The sequence below is a fragment of the Legionella nigrisilvae genome (assembly GCF_977063395.2).
Map to the genome: position 1 here is coordinate 363,352 of NZ_CDRUGZ020000043.1, position 16,696 is coordinate 380,047.

Below are 16,696 nucleotides of genomic sequence, written 5' to 3' on the forward strand. Positions count from 1 at the left end.
TAGTTCTGCAGAGGGAGGCAGCAATGGGACAGGGTCATATACCACAATCATTACAAAACTTCTTGGATTTGACCCATACAAAGCAAGCTGTCCTTATTCCGGAGGAAGTACGTGATCTTGCTGAAAAAACAGCCGAGGCTTTTGCTCTACCCAAAGTATACGTACCTTTAGTAAGCAATCCTGTATTACGGGTTGCTGATCTTGAGATACCCACACGAATTTATCATCCCGCCCCCCAAAAAAAATTATCCTTAATTATTTATTTCCATGGTGGTGGACATTTATCAGGAAGTCTAGATACCCATGATGCACTTTGTCGACGAATTGCGGTTACCTGTCAAGTTGTAGTCGTTTCTGTGGGATATCGATTAGCTCCGGAATTTCCTTATCCAGCGGGACTGATGGATTGTATTGCTGTTTTTGAGCAAAGAGTTGCATTACTCAAAGAGTTTCAAGTGGATACCCAGCATGTTTTTTTAGCAGGTGACAGTGCTGGTGGGAATTTAGCACTCTCTGTCTGTCATCAAATGAAAGAGCTTGGGGATCAAGCGATTAAAGGATTAGTATTAATTTATCCGTCTGTAGATTTTTCCATGAACTATCAATCGTATCAACGAAATGGAGAAGGATATTTACTTACACGCGACAAAATTAAATGGTATTTTGACAATTATTTCAAAAATGGTGGAGATCGAATTCAAGCATCACCGATGTATTTTAAACATTTGGAATTATTACCGCCTTGCTATATTGCGGCTGCTGAATATGATCCACTATTTGATGAAGCAATTGATTTTGCAAAAAAAATAAAAAACCTAGGAGTTACCGTTGAATTAGAGGAATTTAAAGGGATGATCCATGTTTTTGCGCAACTTGAAATATTTGTACCCGATCAAGTCTCACGATTAATTGAATCCATAGAATATTTTATTAAGGTATACTCTAAGTAACAGGAAAAGCACCGCTCTGCCTCCCAGGTATACCTATGTTTCATTAAAAAGTATCAAATCCTTGATGCTCTTGCCAATTGACTTCTTCGTAAGTACATTCCTCTACAAAAGCAAGTTGGGGACCTTTTTTTAACCATGCATAAAATAATTTTAACTTGTCAGTTGTCCCGCAAGCAAAAACCTCTACGCGCCCATCGTCCAAATTTCGCGCCCATCCTGTGATATCTAACTTAATCGCTTCTCTCTGTGCTGAAGCGCGATACCATACTCCTTGGACTTTTCCCGAGATATAACATCTCATGCATGCTTGATTTGTCATAAAAATTTCTTATTGGTTTTTGGAGAAATAAAGTTTATCTTATTTTAGTGTCTTTTTACATTTTACAAATTTGAGCGTCCTTAAAGGAGATAAAAATGGCTATATGGTTTAAAGAAATTACTCTAGATGCTCTCAATCGGTTCGGAAAAAATACCATGTCTGAATTTCTTGGCATTGAATTTATTGAAATAGGTGATGATTTCTTAAAAGCAACGATGCCAGTAAATGCTCGCACCAGACAACCTATAGGTATTCTTCATGGAGGGGCTAATGTCGCGTTATCCGAAACAGTTGCCAGTACTGCAGCAAATGCAGTTATTGATGTGAATCAATTTTTTTGTGTCGGTTTGGAAATTAATGCCAATCATATTCGTTCGGTTAAAGAAGGAATAGTCACAGCAATTACCTCCCCTTTTCACCTGGGACGTTCTACTCAAGTTTGGGACGTGAAAATTTTTAATGAAGAAGGAAAACTAACATGCATATCGAGAATGACGGCCTCATTAATAAATCGGCCTAATCAATAAGACATCTTCCAGTTTTTCCTCTGTTTCTTTGGGCATTAATGGTACAATAACCAGCATTTATTTTAGTCTCTGCTGTTATGAAACCTAATCTGACTCTTAAAAATCGAGGTGCTCTAAGCAATCCAGACGGTCGATTTGAACCGCAAACCCGTGAACATTTCGCTGATGGCTGGGATATAGAAGAAGAGATCCTTCCTCCTTTAGAAACTTTTTTATTACCCGAACGCGCCAAATCAGTCATTAGTCATAATGACTCTCCTGATATTGGTTTTGAGCAGTCAATTAACCCCTATCGAGGGTGCGAACATGGATGTATTTATTGTTATGCCAGACCCAGTCATTCATATGTTAATTTATCTCCTGGAATCGATTTTGAAACCAAAATCTTTTATAAAGTGGACGCTGCAAAACTTTTGGAAACAGAAATTAATAAAGCAAGTTATCATTGCAAACCTATTGTCTTAGGTGCAAATACAGATCCTTATCAACCTGCAGAAGCAAAGCTTGCTATTACGCGTAGTCTTTTAAACGTATTAGCTGCTCATCGTCATCCTGTGATTATCATTACAAAAAATGCGCTCATAGAACGTGATTTGGATATCCTGTCCTCCATGGCTGCACAAAATCTAGTTCGAGTTGCAGTAAGTATCACCTCTCTATCAAAAGATTTGAAAAGAATTATGGAGCCAAGAACTACTGCACCGGCAGGACGAATCAGAATAATTAAACACTTAACTGACCATGGAATACCCTCGCGTGTCATGATTGCCCCTATCATTCCGATGATCAATGACATGGAATTGGAAAAAATCATGAAGACTGCAGCAGAGAGTGGGGCCAAACATGCCAGTTATGTGTTAATTAGACTACCTTACGAAGTAAAAGAATTATTCAAAGAATGGCTTACCAAACACTTCCCAGAAAGAGCCGAGCATGTAATGAGCCTAATTCGTCAAATGCGCGGTGGAAAAGAATACGATTCCCGATTTGGAATTCGAATGCGAGGAGAGGGGGAATATGCCAATCTATTAAAAACTCGATTCCACCTTGCCTGTAAAAAATTCCACTTAAATATCGAACCCTCTCCAGATTTAGAAATCAGCAAATTTTGCAAAAAAGAAGATTCAACCTACAAACAATTAAGTTTATGGGATGAGTCGTGGTAAGCAATTTTTAAGCATCTCCTTGAATTTAAACTCACTTCAAAAGTATGTTTAAAAAAGATATTTTCAGCGATTTACAATCATATAGAAACTATCAAAGATATTTGCTTAAATTTTATGCAAATTAAAAAATAAACTCTATACTTAAGCTGAGTGAAAAAAAAGATAAACCCAAGGAGGATGTAATGGATACAAGTTTCTATCTTTCAAAAATAGTACGTACAGCAATTATAGTCGGTTCATTATTCTTCGCCCTAGGTTATACGTCTATTGCCAGCGCAGCTCAAGGTTGTGGACATGGATTTCATAGGAATATATATGGCATGTGCGTATACAACAGCCCAGGACCCAATGCAAGACCCGCTCCATACCATCCAGGCTGCTGGAGAAATGTTTGGGGACAATTACGCTGTTATTAATACCGTCAAACAAAGCCTTACCTTAGAAGGTAAGGCTTGTAACAAATTATCTTTACTTTATTCTACTTCTTCTTATTAGAATGGGTCTCTAATTTAGTTTTTTCGTGAGTAGGTTTCATCTTATCAGGATGAGTAGAGTGCTGTTGATCATGGCGACGTGCATCTTGTGACTCTTTTTTAAATTTATCATGTTTTGACATTTATACTCTCCTTGAGATTAAAATTCCTTCAAATTTAAACTTAGTTCGACATGCTTGAAAAAGCAAATCATCCTTTTAAATAGCATCATTCTTTATACTCGTTATGAATTCACTTAATTAAAAAAGTGCGCTAAAGTAATTTTAATTGAACTTGTTGAAGAATGGATTTGTTTCATGACACCCGAAGTAAATGAAGCTTTGAGGAATATCAGACACCAAAAACCTTTTATTTTAAACATTACCAATTATTTTCCAATGGGATATGTAGCAAGTGGAATACGTAGTATTGGTGGTTTCCCATTAATGTGTAGTGCGGAAGAAGAAGTTGAAGAACTATTGGGAATTTCTAAAGCCGTGGTAATCAATATAGGCAAATTAGATAACCCATTTGTTAAATTAAGTAATTACATCTGTACCCTAGCAAACCAGAAGAATATCCCCATCATTTTAGATCCAGTCGGAGCAGGTGCAAGTCGATACCGAACGGATGTTGTATCCAAAATGATAAAGATGCATCAAATTTCAATTATCCGTGGCTATCCTAATGAAATTGTGAGTTTAGGGACTGATGAACTTATAATTCAAGGTAACAATCATCTACTCGAAGAGAAAATGATATTAGATAATGCGAAATCATTATCAAAAAAATATAAATTATCTGTTGTAGTCAGTGGAAAAAGACATCTCGTTGTTAAGGAGAATCAAATCAATCAATTTAATTTTGATTCTGAGTTGGTTCAAAAAGTGGCGGGGATAAGCAATTTACTTTCAGCAATTATCAGTGTTTTTAATTCTGTAATTCCTGATCCATTTTTAGCAGCTAAGAATGCTGTGCATTTTTATGCTGAATGTGTTGGGCCTACTTCCAGTAGTGCTTCAGGCCCTGCTTCATTAATTATTGGAATAATTGATAAAATCTATATGAATGCAATAAAAGCGCAATTGTATACTTAATGTCGAAACGGGTTATGGATAAATTCCTCAGAATCGCTAAGTTCTAAGGAACTCAAAATATTATTTAGAAAAGGCCATAAAAGCAAATATTCCTTTATCTACAAGAACTTGAAAATTACTCCAGGATTGCTGCTGGGCAATTTGAGCGAAGGTGTCAATGGATTCGGGGTAATCATCCGCACGCGGATGTTCCATCCGTGCTATGATTTCGTCATTAGTAATATCAGGGTTACTTTCAACAATACGTGATTTCAAAGCATTCAACCATTCCTCCCGTGTCTGATCCAGTTGAAGAACACCATCAATCAATAACAAATAACCATTGGGATTTAGTTTTTGTTTGCAAGTAGCAATAAAGTTGATTTTATCCTGTAGGGATAAATGATGAACAGCATAACTGGTAAAGATTACATCCACGGGAACCGATAAACGAGGAAGAGCCACCGTCATATTATCCGCAATGAACTCTTTTTTACACGGAAGTAAGGCCAAGGTATTTTCAGCCATTTTTAAAACGTCTGGCGCTGCGTCAATACCTATATATCTTTCTATTGAGGTAGCTGAAAGTACAGAAGCAACCGTACTACTGTCACCACATCCAACATCCACAAAAGAAAAAGAACGATTTCCTATATGAGTCGAGAGAAATCTTTGTAATGCCTGCACCATTTCACGATGATATAAGGTATTATTTTTAATAGTGCTTTGATAGCGTTGCCAATTCTCATTAAAGTATTCACTGACGGTAGTCATAGCCTATTTCCTACAATATTTGATAATGTATAAGCGAATAATAGCAACTCTCAACACTAAGGTATACTGGACTACTATAGGCGAAATAAGATACAGATTGAACAATTTGGAACTAAATGGTACACTTTGACCTATTTGGTAAGTATATGGACCACATATGAATTATTTTTTTTCGCTTTTTCTCACTTTATTTTTCTCTGCAAGTTGTTTCGCTGGTATTACCACCGAAGTAAGTTTACGAGATAAAATTGGTCAAATGCTTCTTATTGGTTTTGATGGGAAACAAATTAATAATCGATCCCCAATAGTAAAAACAATTGAAGATCATAATATCGGTGGTGTTATCTTATTTGACTACAATTTTCGGACAAAAACATTTGACAAGAATATTGAAAATCCAGAACAAGTAAAAAAGCTGAATCATGAGCTCCAATATTTTGCGGAACAAGGTAATTTAAAACATCATCGAGTGCAATTACCTTTATTAATTTCGGTAGATTATGAAGGGGGCCAAGTCAATCGTTTAGGAGAGCAATACGGGTTTCCTCCAACTTTATCTGCAGCCGAAGTGGGTAATAGAAGTGTTAAAGAAGCAGAAACTGCTGCTGCACCTATGGCTCATACTCTAAAAATGGCGGAATTTAACTTAGACTTTGCTCCAGAATTGGATGTAAATGTTAACCCTGATAATCCAATCATTGGAAAAAAAAATCGAAGTTTTTCTAGTGATCCAAAACAAGTGACACGCTATGCAAATATTTATAGCCATCATTTCTTAAATCAGAAAATTCAATGTGCTTACAAACACTTTCCAGGGCATGGCAGCTCAACCCAGGATTCACATCAGGGTTTTGTCGATGTTACAGATACTTGGCGAACTTACGAATTAGAACCCTTTGAACGCGCACTGAATTCACCTGAAGCATGTGGAGTGGTTATGACCGCACATATCGTGAATCGTCAGTTAGATCCCTCAGGATTGCCAGCCACTCTATCTCATAAAATCTTAACCGAGCTTCTACGGAATCAACTCCATTTCCGCGGGGTTATCATCACGGACGATATGCAAATGAAGGCGATTAGCGATAATTATGGGCTTGAGCAAGCTTTAGTATTGGCGATCAATGCAGGTGCAGATATGCTGATATTTGGTAATAATTTATCGGTTCCATCACAAGACCCAATTCAAGTCATCAATATTATTGAAGCCAAAGTTCGCTCTGGAGAAATCAGCCAAGAACGGATAAATGAAGCCTATCAGCACATTGTGACTTTAAAAGAATCATTAAACTAAAGGGCTTATTTCTTCAAATTAAGTCTAGACGCTCGAAGTGAAATTTAGACTCGAAACTTTCTAAATTTCACCTCCCCGCTTCCCAGTTATCTAACTAACTCGTTTAAATTGAATAGCAACATCGACGTCCATGCCAGGTGAAACCGTGAGCTTGCCTTTTGCGCTTCCTGAATTTTGTGAAAAAATACCGTTCAAGTTACCGTATTCTGTCTTAATGGTTACCGTTCCATTCACACAAATTCCACGCAGTTTCGTTGAATGATGTTCTGGACATATAAGACTTCCTGAACGTTTGTCTGCATTGACTTCAATCGCAAAATGACCTGTAGTATCTACAGCTCCAACTGTTCCTGCTCCATTGTAATGACACTCCCCTATCAACCAATTAGAAGCCTTACCTGATCCAGCCCAATTTCCAGGAATATCTTCACATTTATTTGAACCCGAGTAAAAGGTAAAATCAGCATAAGATATGCTTGCAAAAGTCAGAGCGACAGCTGTAAATCCAATGAGCAGTTTTTGTTTCATTTATCATCCTTATAAAATAAGCCATACAAACACAACATGTTTGCGACGGGTGGAATTCAGAATGTATTATTACTTTATAAGACTAGGAGTGCAATCGGAAAAATCTGAACCAAGAAATAAGTTCAGGAGCAGCTCGAGGGCATCCAACTCAAGTATTTATGCTCCTGTTTCCCTGGTTATATTAGGTCTTTGCATTTGAAATTTGGGTACGTGGCGATGAACATTCGTACACAAACAAATATCTTGGCTTAGTTAATTTGTGAATTACTGGGATGATCTTATTGTGAGAAATTGTTGCGACTGATCGGCATTGATTAAAAAATTGTTCAGGACATTGTTTCGTATCTTTAAAATCAAAATAGTAGATTTTAGCAATTTCCCCTTTGGATAATGCTTCTAAAAAGGCTTTATCCCAGTATTGATATTGATTGATATCGTTGCAAGGAATTGCATGAACTGACTCATTGGGCATAAAAAAATTCAACGCTGAAGCATTAGTATAATATCCAGCAGCTATAGGCTGTCCTTTTTTTATGATTTCTGGCTCTTTAATCGCTTTTTGTAATACCGTGTAAAACTTACCTTTTTTCATATATGTTGCGATTGGCCATGAATTAACAACAATCACCATGAGGCTAAAGATTAAAAAAACGGGATAACAGCACTTAAAAAAACGGTGGTAATTATATTTTGTAATGAAATATCCTGTTGCTAAGGCAATATTCATGCCTAGAGGTGTTAGGTAAATAGCACGGGCACTTCCACCCAGAAGGGTTGATATGAACCAAAATAATAAGCCTACAAATAATACTGCATAAGTGAGTTCCAAAACTTGGTTATCGGATGTAGGCTGGGTTTTTCGATACTTATACCATCCAAATGCAGTCAACAAGAGGAAAACTGAAAAATTAACTACTAATGTACTTAAAAGCCTTAAGAGACTATGGGATATGGTAGTATGATTTTGAGTTTGACTGTGGAAATTTAATAAATAAGTAATTGAGATCCAATCATGCTGGATATTCCAATAGATTACAGGAGAAATCATTAAAATAATGATTAGACAGGCTAAGTAAAAATGTCCATTTTTAAAAAGTTGCCGCTGTTTGGAAAAAATAACATAGACCAAAAGCCCCATCACACTTACAACAGCAGTATATTTAGATAAGATCATTGCTGCAATAAATAAAGCACAAAGATACACATCAAGAATGCGTTTGTATAAAATGTAACGCGCAAAAGAATAAAACGACAGAATCGTAAATAAATTCAATGGTGCATCATATAAAACACGAACAAAAACACTTTCGGTGGTAGTAGGCAAAACAACCCATATCAGCGCACTAATTAATCCTGTTTGTTGGTTGTGCAAGAGTGTACCGGTTTTGTATATATAATAAGCACCTACAATCAAGCATAAAAAACCGATAATATTAATGGAAAAAAAAGTATCCCCAAAAATTGCTCGAGAAATATGGAAAAAATAGGCAATCATGGGTGGTCCGTCAAAATAAGACCAAGCTAATTGTTTACCCCAAGCGTAGTAATAAAAACTGGTTATGGTTGGAATGATGAAAAAGGTTGCAAGGAACAACAGACCAATATAAATAATCAGAAAAGGCTTTGTTACTTTTTCATTCCACATAAATCACCACGTTCCTTTACTTTGAATAATTGGAGTCCTATTAGGACATCATGAAAATTGAGCTTTATAATATCATAAGAAACATTTAATATGCATTAATCTGGAGCTGGGGGTAGTTTTCCTCCTTCACCTACCTCAGCAGGGTTAGGTAAAATCTCTACAACATGCGCAAGCCATTTTTTATTATCAGCCCTAAGAATACTGTTGGTGCGTCCATAGATGAAATCATTAAATTTGCAATTAATTAGTGAGGCTAATGCACGGTCACATCTAACCTTATAATACGTTCGATCTTGTGTGACTATTTCCAGATGATACTTGAGGAGCAATTTACCAAAAGGAGTATTCGTATGGAGTATTTCTTCTATCATATTTTTGGGCAGCTCATTAAAGTTCATCGTAATAAATGCTAACTCAACTACAATCACTTCTTTTTTTGTTTGGGCTAACTCAGGTTGATTTCTCTCTTTCTTGCTATCAATAAACATAACTATAGTACGTTGATAAGTATTTTTTTCAGGCCTCTGGGCTGCAAAAATTGTTTTTATAATGGCACTACGTGCATAATATTTTTCTATGCTTTTAGTCATTAGGGGCTGAGTCAATAATTCATTATAGGGACTTGGCAATTGAGAAGGTGCAACTTTTGTCGCTATTTTATTGATTTCTGAAAGTTGATTTATCTGCAGTTGAATCTCTTTCGATTCAGGAGTTCCATTGACCGCAAGGGCTTTAACAAAAAGAAGCATTCCTAGGAAAGGAAAGAACAGGAAAAATTTCATTATAGCCTTTATTAAAAATCTCATTTGTACTCAGTCTTTGTTAGTTCTTCCTTAGACACTATACCAGGTCTAATTTCATCTACCACTGAACTACCCTCAAGATTGGAGAAAACAGATAGGCTTGGAGTGCTGTAAACAATTTCTGTATAAGAAAAACCAGTAACCTCTTGCTGATTATAGCTTCCTGATACTTCGCAATATCCTTCCCAGTAACCATGTTTTTCCTGCTCGGGAAAAGCGGCAACATTCGTAAGGGATAGTCCAATGCTGGGTATATTAATTCTGTATGTAGTGGGATAAAGAATTGATAATAAGGGGTCAAACCAATAATCTTCGCGAAACACTTCCATATCTTGGTAAGAAATAAATCGCTTTTCGCCAGAAGGCAAAATTACGTTTGCTAGCCCGCCAATTACCTTGTTATCATTAAAATTGAAGATAAGGAAGATATTGGCGTCAATACCATTATTCAGGCGCACTCCAAACCACTCCCACCCATTCGAGTCAAGGTTAAAGTCGCCCCATTGATGGTCCATCCAGGCATCACCTGGATTTAGATTGATTTGATACGTCTTATCATTGAGTTTAAGCGTCCCCGTTGTTTTGAAATGAGGTATGGAATAATAATATGAATTGGTATTATCAGCCATTGGCATCAGTCCATTTTCATTGATCAAGAAAAAAGATCCTTTTGGCTCCATAATTAAATTGAATTTTAAGGCAGTGTTATTTTGATGAGCTTCTGCGTTCAACAAATAAACTTCTTTCTCTTTTTCACCCTTTTTTTGTAAACTATAGTCATTTTTTACAATAATATTTAATTTTTCAGTATCAAATTTACCTTCATTAACAAAATAATCTTTACCTACTCCATAGGCTATTTTATTGTCCAAATCAGCAAGTTGCATGTGGAGCATGGGTTGTGTATAGACACGTCCTTTTACATTTATAGCGGCATTAAATAAAGCAACATCAAAACTTAAATGCCTTCCCTCATCAGTAACCAACTTGCCATTGAAGTACCACCATTCAATCATGTGTGTAAATGAGTAGGGTATGTTTTGATGGTGTGCTGCCTCGTCTCGAGGAAAGTCTAAAGGAAAATAAGGTAAGTTGGCGTGAGCCATTGAAGTAAAGAGTGCTATTAACATCCATTGCATACGCATTATTATTAGTTCCTTTTTAAATTTCAGAAGCGCATTTTAGGTGCGATGATATAAGATGTTGGTATGGATTATCAATGCTGGACATTCTAGAGGGGGTAAAAAAACACCTATTTAGATAAGGGACTCCGCAACTTTGGCTGCGGAGTCCGAGTGCTACATTGAAAAGTAGTTATAACCCCAACTTTCGTTATTTTCTTCCTCGCTACTTTCTTCTTCTTTTTGACTTTGTTCTTCGCTTGCTTTTATTGGTCCTTCTTCCGGCTTTTGCTCAGTTTGTGAACCAACTTGTTCTTCCAAGTTCTTTTCTTCATCTAAATCTAGAGCCGTCAATAGTGTAGCGAGAGCTATCATACGCATTAATTCAGGAGAGCCATTTAAGGTCATGAAAATTAGAGTGTTTTCATCAATGGCATCTATAAGGTGTAAATGCCCATGTTGACAGACAAAGACTTGAGGGGCTCGTGGAGCAAAACCAAAGAGCGTATTGGCATTTCTTCTTTCCGCATGATTTTGGGGGGCTGGTGATTCTTCAGTCGGCTCGGTGGTAGGTTGCGAACTCTCTTCAGAAGTTTGCTCATTACCTTCATCTTCGCTTAGTTCGGAGTTCTCTTCATCGCTTTCTTCAAAACTACTTTCCTCAAAACTACTTTCCTCAAAACTGCTTTCATCAAAGCTACTATCCTGGGAACTGTATAAATTTTTTGCTTCTTCAGTTTTTCTTTCAGCATTAGGTGAGGCAGGTGGTGTATGAGGCATGACATGGCTCCTTTAGAATTAATAATTATATCCGATAATAAAAATACCTCTGAAATGACCACGCATTATAACGGTCATGTCTTTTCAGGAAAAAGTTTACAGTTAATTTACAAATTTTGGTAGAGCAAATGTACAAATTTAATTATCATCAGATATTCATTCTCTAGAAAATAGTCTTAAAAACCGTACATAACCAAATGATTTAAAATAAATTTATGTGAATTCGTGCAGTTAATTTTGACTCCACGATCAATTTGGGCTTACATTGTTAGAATAATTCTAAGCTAAATAGATAACGATGCTCTAGGGCTTTAGTTTGACCCTACCCATAAATTTATTGCATCATCTCAATATGTATATTTTTAAGCATGCCTAAATCCAAACAGACTAATGAGAACCCTACATGAATGCATACCAACAGTTAGAACATCATTTTAAAAAGTATTATGATTTTGAAAATCTAGCCGCAATTGTCTCCTGGGATGAAGCATCCATGATGCCACCTGGTGGGGGGAAAGCCCGAGCAGAGGCTTTAGCTACATTAAGTGCTGTTCAGCATGATTGGTTAACTGATAAAAAAGTTGGTGACTTGATAAAACACGCAAAAGATATTGAGGGTTTATCATTATGGCAGCAAAAGAATCTTTATTGGATGGAGAAAGAATACCTACAGGCGACCTGTATTCCCGTGCATTTAGTCGAAGAATTTACTAATGAATCTTTAATTTGTGGTCAAGCATGGCGAGAATTACGCGCAAAAAATGATTGGAAATCGTTTAAACCCTACCTGGAAAAATTATTTCAAAAAGTAAAAACAATTGCTGAAATTAAATCCCAAACATTTAATAAGCCAGTGTTGGATGTATTAATTGATGAATATTCTCCAGATTTGGATTGTAATACAATTACTCCGATTTTTAATTCATTAAAACAAGAACTGGCTCAACTTATTCCCAGTATTATTGAAAATCAAAAGAATAGGCAAATTAAAACACTTACAGGAACTTTTCCGGTAGAAAAACAAAAGCAACTGGGAATGGAAATAATGGCTCGTCTAGGATTTGATTTTAATCATGGGCGACTTGATGTAAGCCATCATCCATTCTGTGGTGGAATATCTAGTGATGTTCGTATCACAACACGTTATAACGATCACGAGTTTTTATCGTCCTTAATGGCAATTACCCATGAAACGGGTCATGCTCTTTATGAACAAGGATTATCAAAAGAATGGAGTACACAACCTGTGGGTCATTCTTTAGGAATGGCTATGCACGAAAGTCAATCCTTGTTTATTGAAATGCAAATTTGCAGAAGCCTGGAATACCTCCGTTTTCTTGAGCCCATAGCACAAAAATATTTCAAAGATGTAGAGCATATCACTGCAGAAAACCTTTTTTTTCAATACACGAAAGTACAACCGAGCCCAATCCGGGTTGATGCGGATGAAGTAACGTATCCTTTACATGTAATACTACGTTATGAAATAGAACAACTATTATTTTCTTCCGAGATTACTGTTGCTGATTTGCCGGAAGTATGGGATACCTCTATGCAAAGGTATTTAGGCTTATCCACCAAAGGCGATGATAAAAATGGCGTGATGCAGGATGTTCATTGGCCATCCGGAATTTTTGGATACTTTCCTGCTTATACATTTGGAGCATTAATTGCTGCTCAATTGTTTTCAGCCGTAAAGAAATCCATTCCGGATCTGAAAGATCAATTGCAGCAAGGTAATTTCAAATCATTGTTAGCTTGGCTGAGGGAACATATACATCAGAAAGGAAGGTTATTAACCTTTCCAGAACTATTGCGTCAAGCAACAGGTGAAACATTAAATCCTGATTATTATTTTGCACATATTAAAGAACGATATTTATAAATCCTAAATGGGATTAAAATCATGAATAAACGCAAGATTCAAAATAGTGCCGTTATTGCTGCAGCTTTAAGTGCTTCGCTCGTGGCTTTATATACCAATACTGATTGGTTGTCTGAAAAAAACCAGACAGAGGAGCTTGAGCGATGTTATGGCGTAGTACGTGCGAGTAAAAATGATTGTGCGACATCGAAACACTCCTGTGCCGCGCAAGCAACGAAGGATGGAGATCCAGAGGAATACATCATGTTACCTAAAGGATTATGTGAGCGCATCGTAGGAGAAAAGAGTGCTTAGTTATAATCAATTACCGCAGCGCATTAGAGATGATATGAAGTCCCAACAGTACCGAAGCGAATTACTGGTTGGCGGGGTGCAATTAGGGGTTATATTTTTGTTGATGATCATAGACTATTTAACTCCTATAGGTTATACCCCTCATGCTCCAGTGCATTCTACCTCTTTGGGCTTATCATTATTTACTATTCTAATATTAACGCGGTTATGGTTTGCTTATACAAATCAGTTAACCCCTAAAGTACTTGGATTATTCGTCATCACCGAAATGTTCTTATTGCTGTTTATTATCTGGACTTATTACCTACAATATGAAACCTCAGCAACCATTAATTTAAAAAATACCCACATCAATTATGTTTATATCCTGATAGCTCTTCGCGCGTTGCGTTTTGAACCAGAATGGGTATTACTTTCAGGCTTTACCGCAGTTATAGGGTGGACTGTTATTGTTTGGCAAACCTTATCCAGCACCGGAATGAGTGTTATTACCTGGGACTATATAACTTATGCTTCCACCCAGAGTGTTTATTTAGGCGCAGTATTCGATATACTTTTATCTATTTTCTTAGTTACAGTGATCTTGGCATTAGTACTCCAACGCGCCCAAAAGACACTGTTCCAAGCAGTAGCGCAAACCAGTGCCGCAAAAGATCTCTCCCGTTTTTTTGACTTAAGCGTTGCCGAAAAAATCATCCACTCTGATTCGATTTTGCAAGCAGGTTATGGAGAAACACGTCATGCAGCAATTTTATTTACCGACATGCGCGGCTTTACCAAAGCATCTAAAACTCTGTCACCAAGTGACTTGATCCAATTACTAGGAGAGTATCAGCGTTTGCTCGTGCCAATCATTCAAAAACATAATGGCACGATTGATAAGTTTATGGGAGATGGCATCATGGCGAGTTTTGGTGCGGTCACCCCTTCAAATACTTATGCAGCAGATGCCTTAAGAGCAGTAGATGAGATTCTTGCAAAGCTGTTAGTATGGAATGAAGCACGTAAAAAAAATGGAGATTTTGTGCTTGATGTGGGTATGGGACTGGCAGTGGGAGAAATCGTTTTTGGAGTTATTGGTAATGCAGACCGACTTGAATATACAGTGATAGGAGAAACTGCGAATTTAGCCGCAAAATTAGAGAAGCACAATAAAGTGGAACATTCAAAAGCATTAACTACTGCATCTACACTAACAGAAGCGCTAAAACAAAACTATGAAAGTGAAGCTCCAAAAATAGAACGAAAATCCCGGAGTGTTGCAGGAGTTGACGATCCTATGGATTTGGTGGTTTTAGCTGAGTAACCATCACTACTGAGTTAGGAGACAAACAAATTGGATACTTCAACTCAAGCATTTCCACAATAAACGATTTTTTAATATAAATTCTAAGCCTGCAACCAAATCAAAATCAGGATTGAATGTGGTTATATGGTCATAGGCATGCATCAAAGGTGTACGATTTTTGAGGCATACGAGCCAATAGAACAGATCTTTAGAAATCCAATGAGTGATTACTTGGCTGTTTTGACGAGCAATCACTGCATAAGAAGGAATGTGACGTAGATCAATTTTTTTTCCATCTGGCCACTCAATGAACTCGATAATTTCTTTTAATGAATACAGTGATGAAAATAAATGCACCGAAGGATTAAAAACCAAACGTAAATCCCCTGAACCTTCCAACTTTTTTTGTAATTTCCCGGGTTTAAGGCTTTTAAAATCTAAGGCACGGTAACTTTTATGTATCAACCATTCTAATTCTGCTATATCTTTCAAATAAACAAGATGTTGAATTGAATTAATTTCTTGTAAAAATCCTGGAAAATTCGCCCCCCAATCATCAAGACAATTTGTTACAGGTAAATTCATTTCTTTTTGGCAAAACATACGGGCAATTTGATGGGCACACTCCTCCCCTATCAGCTTCCAAATAAAGGGATAGGTAATTTCTAGCGCACGACATAAATTCAGCATAATATTGTTTCGATAGATGCTGAGTCTAAACTCAGGATCTACTTGATTTTTGGAGATATGTTCTGTCAGTTCATTATCGTTTTGGTAAAACACTGCTTGGGTAAAATCCTCCTGGATCTGCTTTATTGTTGCTATATTTAACTGACTTTCTTGCTTCATTCAGTAAAACCTCCAAATCAGGTAGATCCGCATCCCATTCAATCAACGCGGGGACATGCCCCATGCGGTTTACAGCATATTGATATAATCCCCACACTTCCTCACATACAGGTCGATCATGGGTATCTAAAAGCAAACTATTTTTTTCATCAAACACCTGAACTGAATGTCCAGCCAAATGAATTTCTTGTACTTTTCCCGAAGGAATAGATTGGATGTATTGATATGGATCCCAGTCATGATTAACAGACGACACAAAAATATTATTCACATCCAATAAAATTTGAGCCCCAGTGCGTTTTACTAACTCCGCTAAAAATTCAGCCTCTGAATAAGTTGAACTTCGATACTCCAAATAAGAAGTTGGATTTTCAATAAGCAAGGTTCTTTGTAAATAGTTTTGCGCTTCATCAATATGATTCGCAATCATTACTAAACTTTCTTCAGTATAAGGAATAGGTAATAAATCAGGAAGATAAGCTCGCCCGTTATTACTCCAAGATAAATGATCTGAAACTAGAACTGGCTCAAAACGCTTAATCAATGTTTTAATTCGTTTTAAATGATTCTTGCTTAGTCCCCAGGCAGAACCTAAAGATAAGCCTACCCCATGAAAACTTATAGGATAGATCTCCCCTATTGAAAATAAGATATCTAATAATGGGCCTCCGTCACTCATAAAGTGTTCTGTATGCACTTCTACCCAATCAATTTCAGGCTTTTTCCTGATGATTTGCGTATAATGTGGAGGTCTTAAACCGATACCTATTTTATCACCACTAATTAGCATTATTTTTTAAATTAGAATGTTTATTTAATTGAGAGAATAATTAATTAAACTTTTTATTTCTAGGTTCCCCTTTTAAGTTTTGTGGAATAAATAGTTTGGATAAGACACTTATCCACCTAAGTTCTCGCTTTGCG

Annotated in this window: 19 protein-coding genes; 9 read left to right on the forward strand and 10 right to left on the reverse strand. The window is 36.7% G+C overall.

Features of this window, described 5'->3' with window-relative positions; all coding sequences use genetic code 11:
* Window positions 1-23 precede the first annotated feature (23 nt).
* A complete protein-coding gene (locus tag ACWTE2_RS32015; RefSeq protein ID WP_454785936.1) occupies window positions 24-950 on the forward strand; it encodes an alpha/beta hydrolase in 927 nt (308 codons plus the stop codon).
* Between the two features lie 43 nt (window positions 951-993).
* Here the strand turns inward: ACWTE2_RS32015 and ACWTE2_RS32020 are convergent, their stop codons facing one another.
* Window positions 994-1,269 (reverse strand): acylphosphatase, encoded by a 276-nt coding sequence (locus tag ACWTE2_RS32020; protein WP_182393189.1) that lies wholly within the window; start codon window positions 1,267-1,269, stop codon window positions 994-996.
* Between the two features lie 95 nt (window positions 1,270-1,364).
* Between ACWTE2_RS32020 and ACWTE2_RS32025 the strand changes: the two genes are divergently transcribed.
* The 3 genes from ACWTE2_RS32025 to ACWTE2_RS32035 all read left to right on the forward strand — a co-directional run bounded on the left by ACWTE2_RS32025 (window position 1,365) and on the right by ACWTE2_RS32035 (window position 3,378).
* A complete protein-coding gene (locus tag ACWTE2_RS32025) occupies window positions 1,365-1,796 on the forward strand; it encodes a hotdog fold thioesterase (RefSeq protein WP_454785937.1) in 432 nt (143 codons plus the stop codon).
* 77 nt (window positions 1,797-1,873) lie between these two features.
* A complete protein-coding gene (locus tag ACWTE2_RS32030; RefSeq protein WP_454785938.1) occupies window positions 1,874-2,962 on the forward strand; it encodes a PA0069 family radical SAM protein in 1,089 nt (362 codons plus the stop codon).
* Window positions 2,963-3,144: 182 nt separating this feature from the next.
* Window positions 3,145-3,378 (forward strand): GCG_CRPN prefix-to-repeats domain-containing protein, encoded by a 234-nt coding sequence (locus ACWTE2_RS32035; protein ID WP_454785939.1) that lies wholly within the window; start codon window positions 3,145-3,147, stop codon window positions 3,376-3,378.
* A gap of 62 nt (window positions 3,379-3,440) precedes the next feature.
* On the opposite strand, the gene ACWTE2_RS32040 is transcribed toward ACWTE2_RS32035, so the two are convergent.
* On the reverse strand, window positions 3,441-3,578 hold the full coding sequence (locus ACWTE2_RS32040; RefSeq protein ID WP_454785940.1) for a hypothetical protein: 138 nt from the start codon (window positions 3,576-3,578) through the stop codon (window positions 3,441-3,443).
* A 174-nt stretch (window positions 3,579-3,752) separates the two neighbouring features.
* Here ACWTE2_RS32040 and thiM point away from each other — a divergent pair, with 174 nt between their 5' ends.
* The gene (gene thiM / locus ACWTE2_RS32045) at window positions 3,753-4,532 is read left to right on the forward strand and encodes a hydroxyethylthiazole kinase (RefSeq protein ID WP_454785941.1); all 780 of its coding nucleotides are present in this window, start codon (window positions 3,753-3,755) and stop codon (window positions 4,530-4,532) included.
* Window positions 4,533-4,592: 60 nt separating this feature from the next.
* Here the strand turns inward: thiM and ACWTE2_RS32050 are convergent, their stop codons facing one another.
* Complete coding sequence (locus ACWTE2_RS32050; RefSeq protein ID WP_454785942.1) at window positions 4,593-5,285, reverse strand: class I SAM-dependent methyltransferase; 693 nt, start codon at window positions 5,283-5,285, stop codon at window positions 4,593-4,595.
* Window positions 5,286-5,442: 157 nt separating this feature from the next.
* Here ACWTE2_RS32050 and ACWTE2_RS32055 point away from each other — a divergent pair, with 157 nt between their 5' ends.
* Window positions 5,443-6,579, forward strand: coding sequence for a glycoside hydrolase family 3 protein (locus tag ACWTE2_RS32055; RefSeq protein WP_454785943.1), 1,137 nt, complete (start codon window positions 5,443-5,445; stop codon window positions 6,577-6,579).
* Window positions 6,580-6,669: 90 nt separating this feature from the next.
* Here ACWTE2_RS32055 and ACWTE2_RS32060 read toward each other — a convergent pair whose 3' ends face one another.
* From ACWTE2_RS32060 to ACWTE2_RS32080, 5 genes are all read right to left on the reverse strand, one after another.
* Window positions 6,670-7,107, reverse strand: coding sequence for a hypothetical protein (locus ACWTE2_RS32060; RefSeq protein ID WP_454785944.1), 438 nt, complete (start codon window positions 7,105-7,107; stop codon window positions 6,670-6,672).
* Window positions 7,108-7,288: 181 nt separating this feature from the next.
* Window positions 7,289-8,752, reverse strand: coding sequence for an ArnT family glycosyltransferase (locus ACWTE2_RS32065; RefSeq protein WP_454785945.1), 1,464 nt, complete (start codon window positions 8,750-8,752; stop codon window positions 7,289-7,291).
* Window positions 8,753-8,847: 95 nt separating this feature from the next.
* On the reverse strand, window positions 8,848-9,558 hold the full coding sequence (locus ACWTE2_RS32070) for a hypothetical protein (protein ID WP_454785946.1): 711 nt from the start codon (window positions 9,556-9,558) through the stop codon (window positions 8,848-8,850).
* Window positions 9,555-10,700, reverse strand: coding sequence for a lipocalin-like domain-containing protein (locus ACWTE2_RS32075; RefSeq protein ID WP_454785947.1), 1,146 nt, complete (start codon window positions 10,698-10,700; stop codon window positions 9,555-9,557). Before ACWTE2_RS32075 ends, ACWTE2_RS32070 begins: the two co-directional genes overlap by 4 nt.
* Before the next feature lie 153 nt (window positions 10,701-10,853).
* On the reverse strand, window positions 10,854-11,456 hold the full coding sequence (locus ACWTE2_RS32080; protein WP_182393178.1) for a hypothetical protein: 603 nt from the start codon (window positions 11,454-11,456) through the stop codon (window positions 10,854-10,856).
* A 403-nt stretch (window positions 11,457-11,859) separates the two neighbouring features.
* On the opposite strand from ACWTE2_RS32080, the gene ACWTE2_RS32085 reads away from it, so the two are divergent.
* From ACWTE2_RS32085 to ACWTE2_RS32095, 3 genes are read left to right on the forward strand one after another with little or no spacing between them, the layout of a single operon-like run.
* The gene (locus ACWTE2_RS32085) at window positions 11,860-13,341 is read left to right on the forward strand and encodes a carboxypeptidase M32 (RefSeq protein ID WP_454785948.1); all 1,482 of its coding nucleotides are present in this window, start codon (window positions 11,860-11,862) and stop codon (window positions 13,339-13,341) included.
* 21 nt (window positions 13,342-13,362) lie between these two features.
* Entirely contained in the window at window positions 13,363-13,635 is a 273-nt protein-coding gene (locus tag ACWTE2_RS32090) for a BufA1 family periplasmic bufferin-type metallophore (RefSeq protein ID WP_454785949.1), read from the forward strand.
* A complete protein-coding gene (locus tag ACWTE2_RS32095; RefSeq protein ID WP_454785950.1) occupies window positions 13,628-14,941 on the forward strand; it encodes an adenylate/guanylate cyclase domain-containing protein in 1,314 nt (437 codons plus the stop codon). The genes ACWTE2_RS32090 and ACWTE2_RS32095 overlap by 8 nt, the downstream gene beginning before the upstream one ends.
* Before the next feature lie 39 nt (window positions 14,942-14,980).
* Here ACWTE2_RS32095 and ACWTE2_RS32100 read toward each other — a convergent pair whose 3' ends face one another.
* Entirely contained in the window at window positions 14,981-15,772 is a 792-nt protein-coding gene (locus ACWTE2_RS32100; protein WP_454785951.1) for an HvfC/BufC N-terminal domain-containing protein, read from the reverse strand.
* On the reverse strand, window positions 15,687-16,562 hold the full coding sequence (bufB, locus tag ACWTE2_RS32105) for an MNIO family bufferin maturase (RefSeq protein WP_454785952.1): 876 nt from the start codon (window positions 16,560-16,562) through the stop codon (window positions 15,687-15,689). The genes ACWTE2_RS32100 and bufB overlap by 86 nt, the downstream gene beginning before the upstream one ends.
* Window positions 16,563-16,696 lie beyond the last annotated feature (134 nt).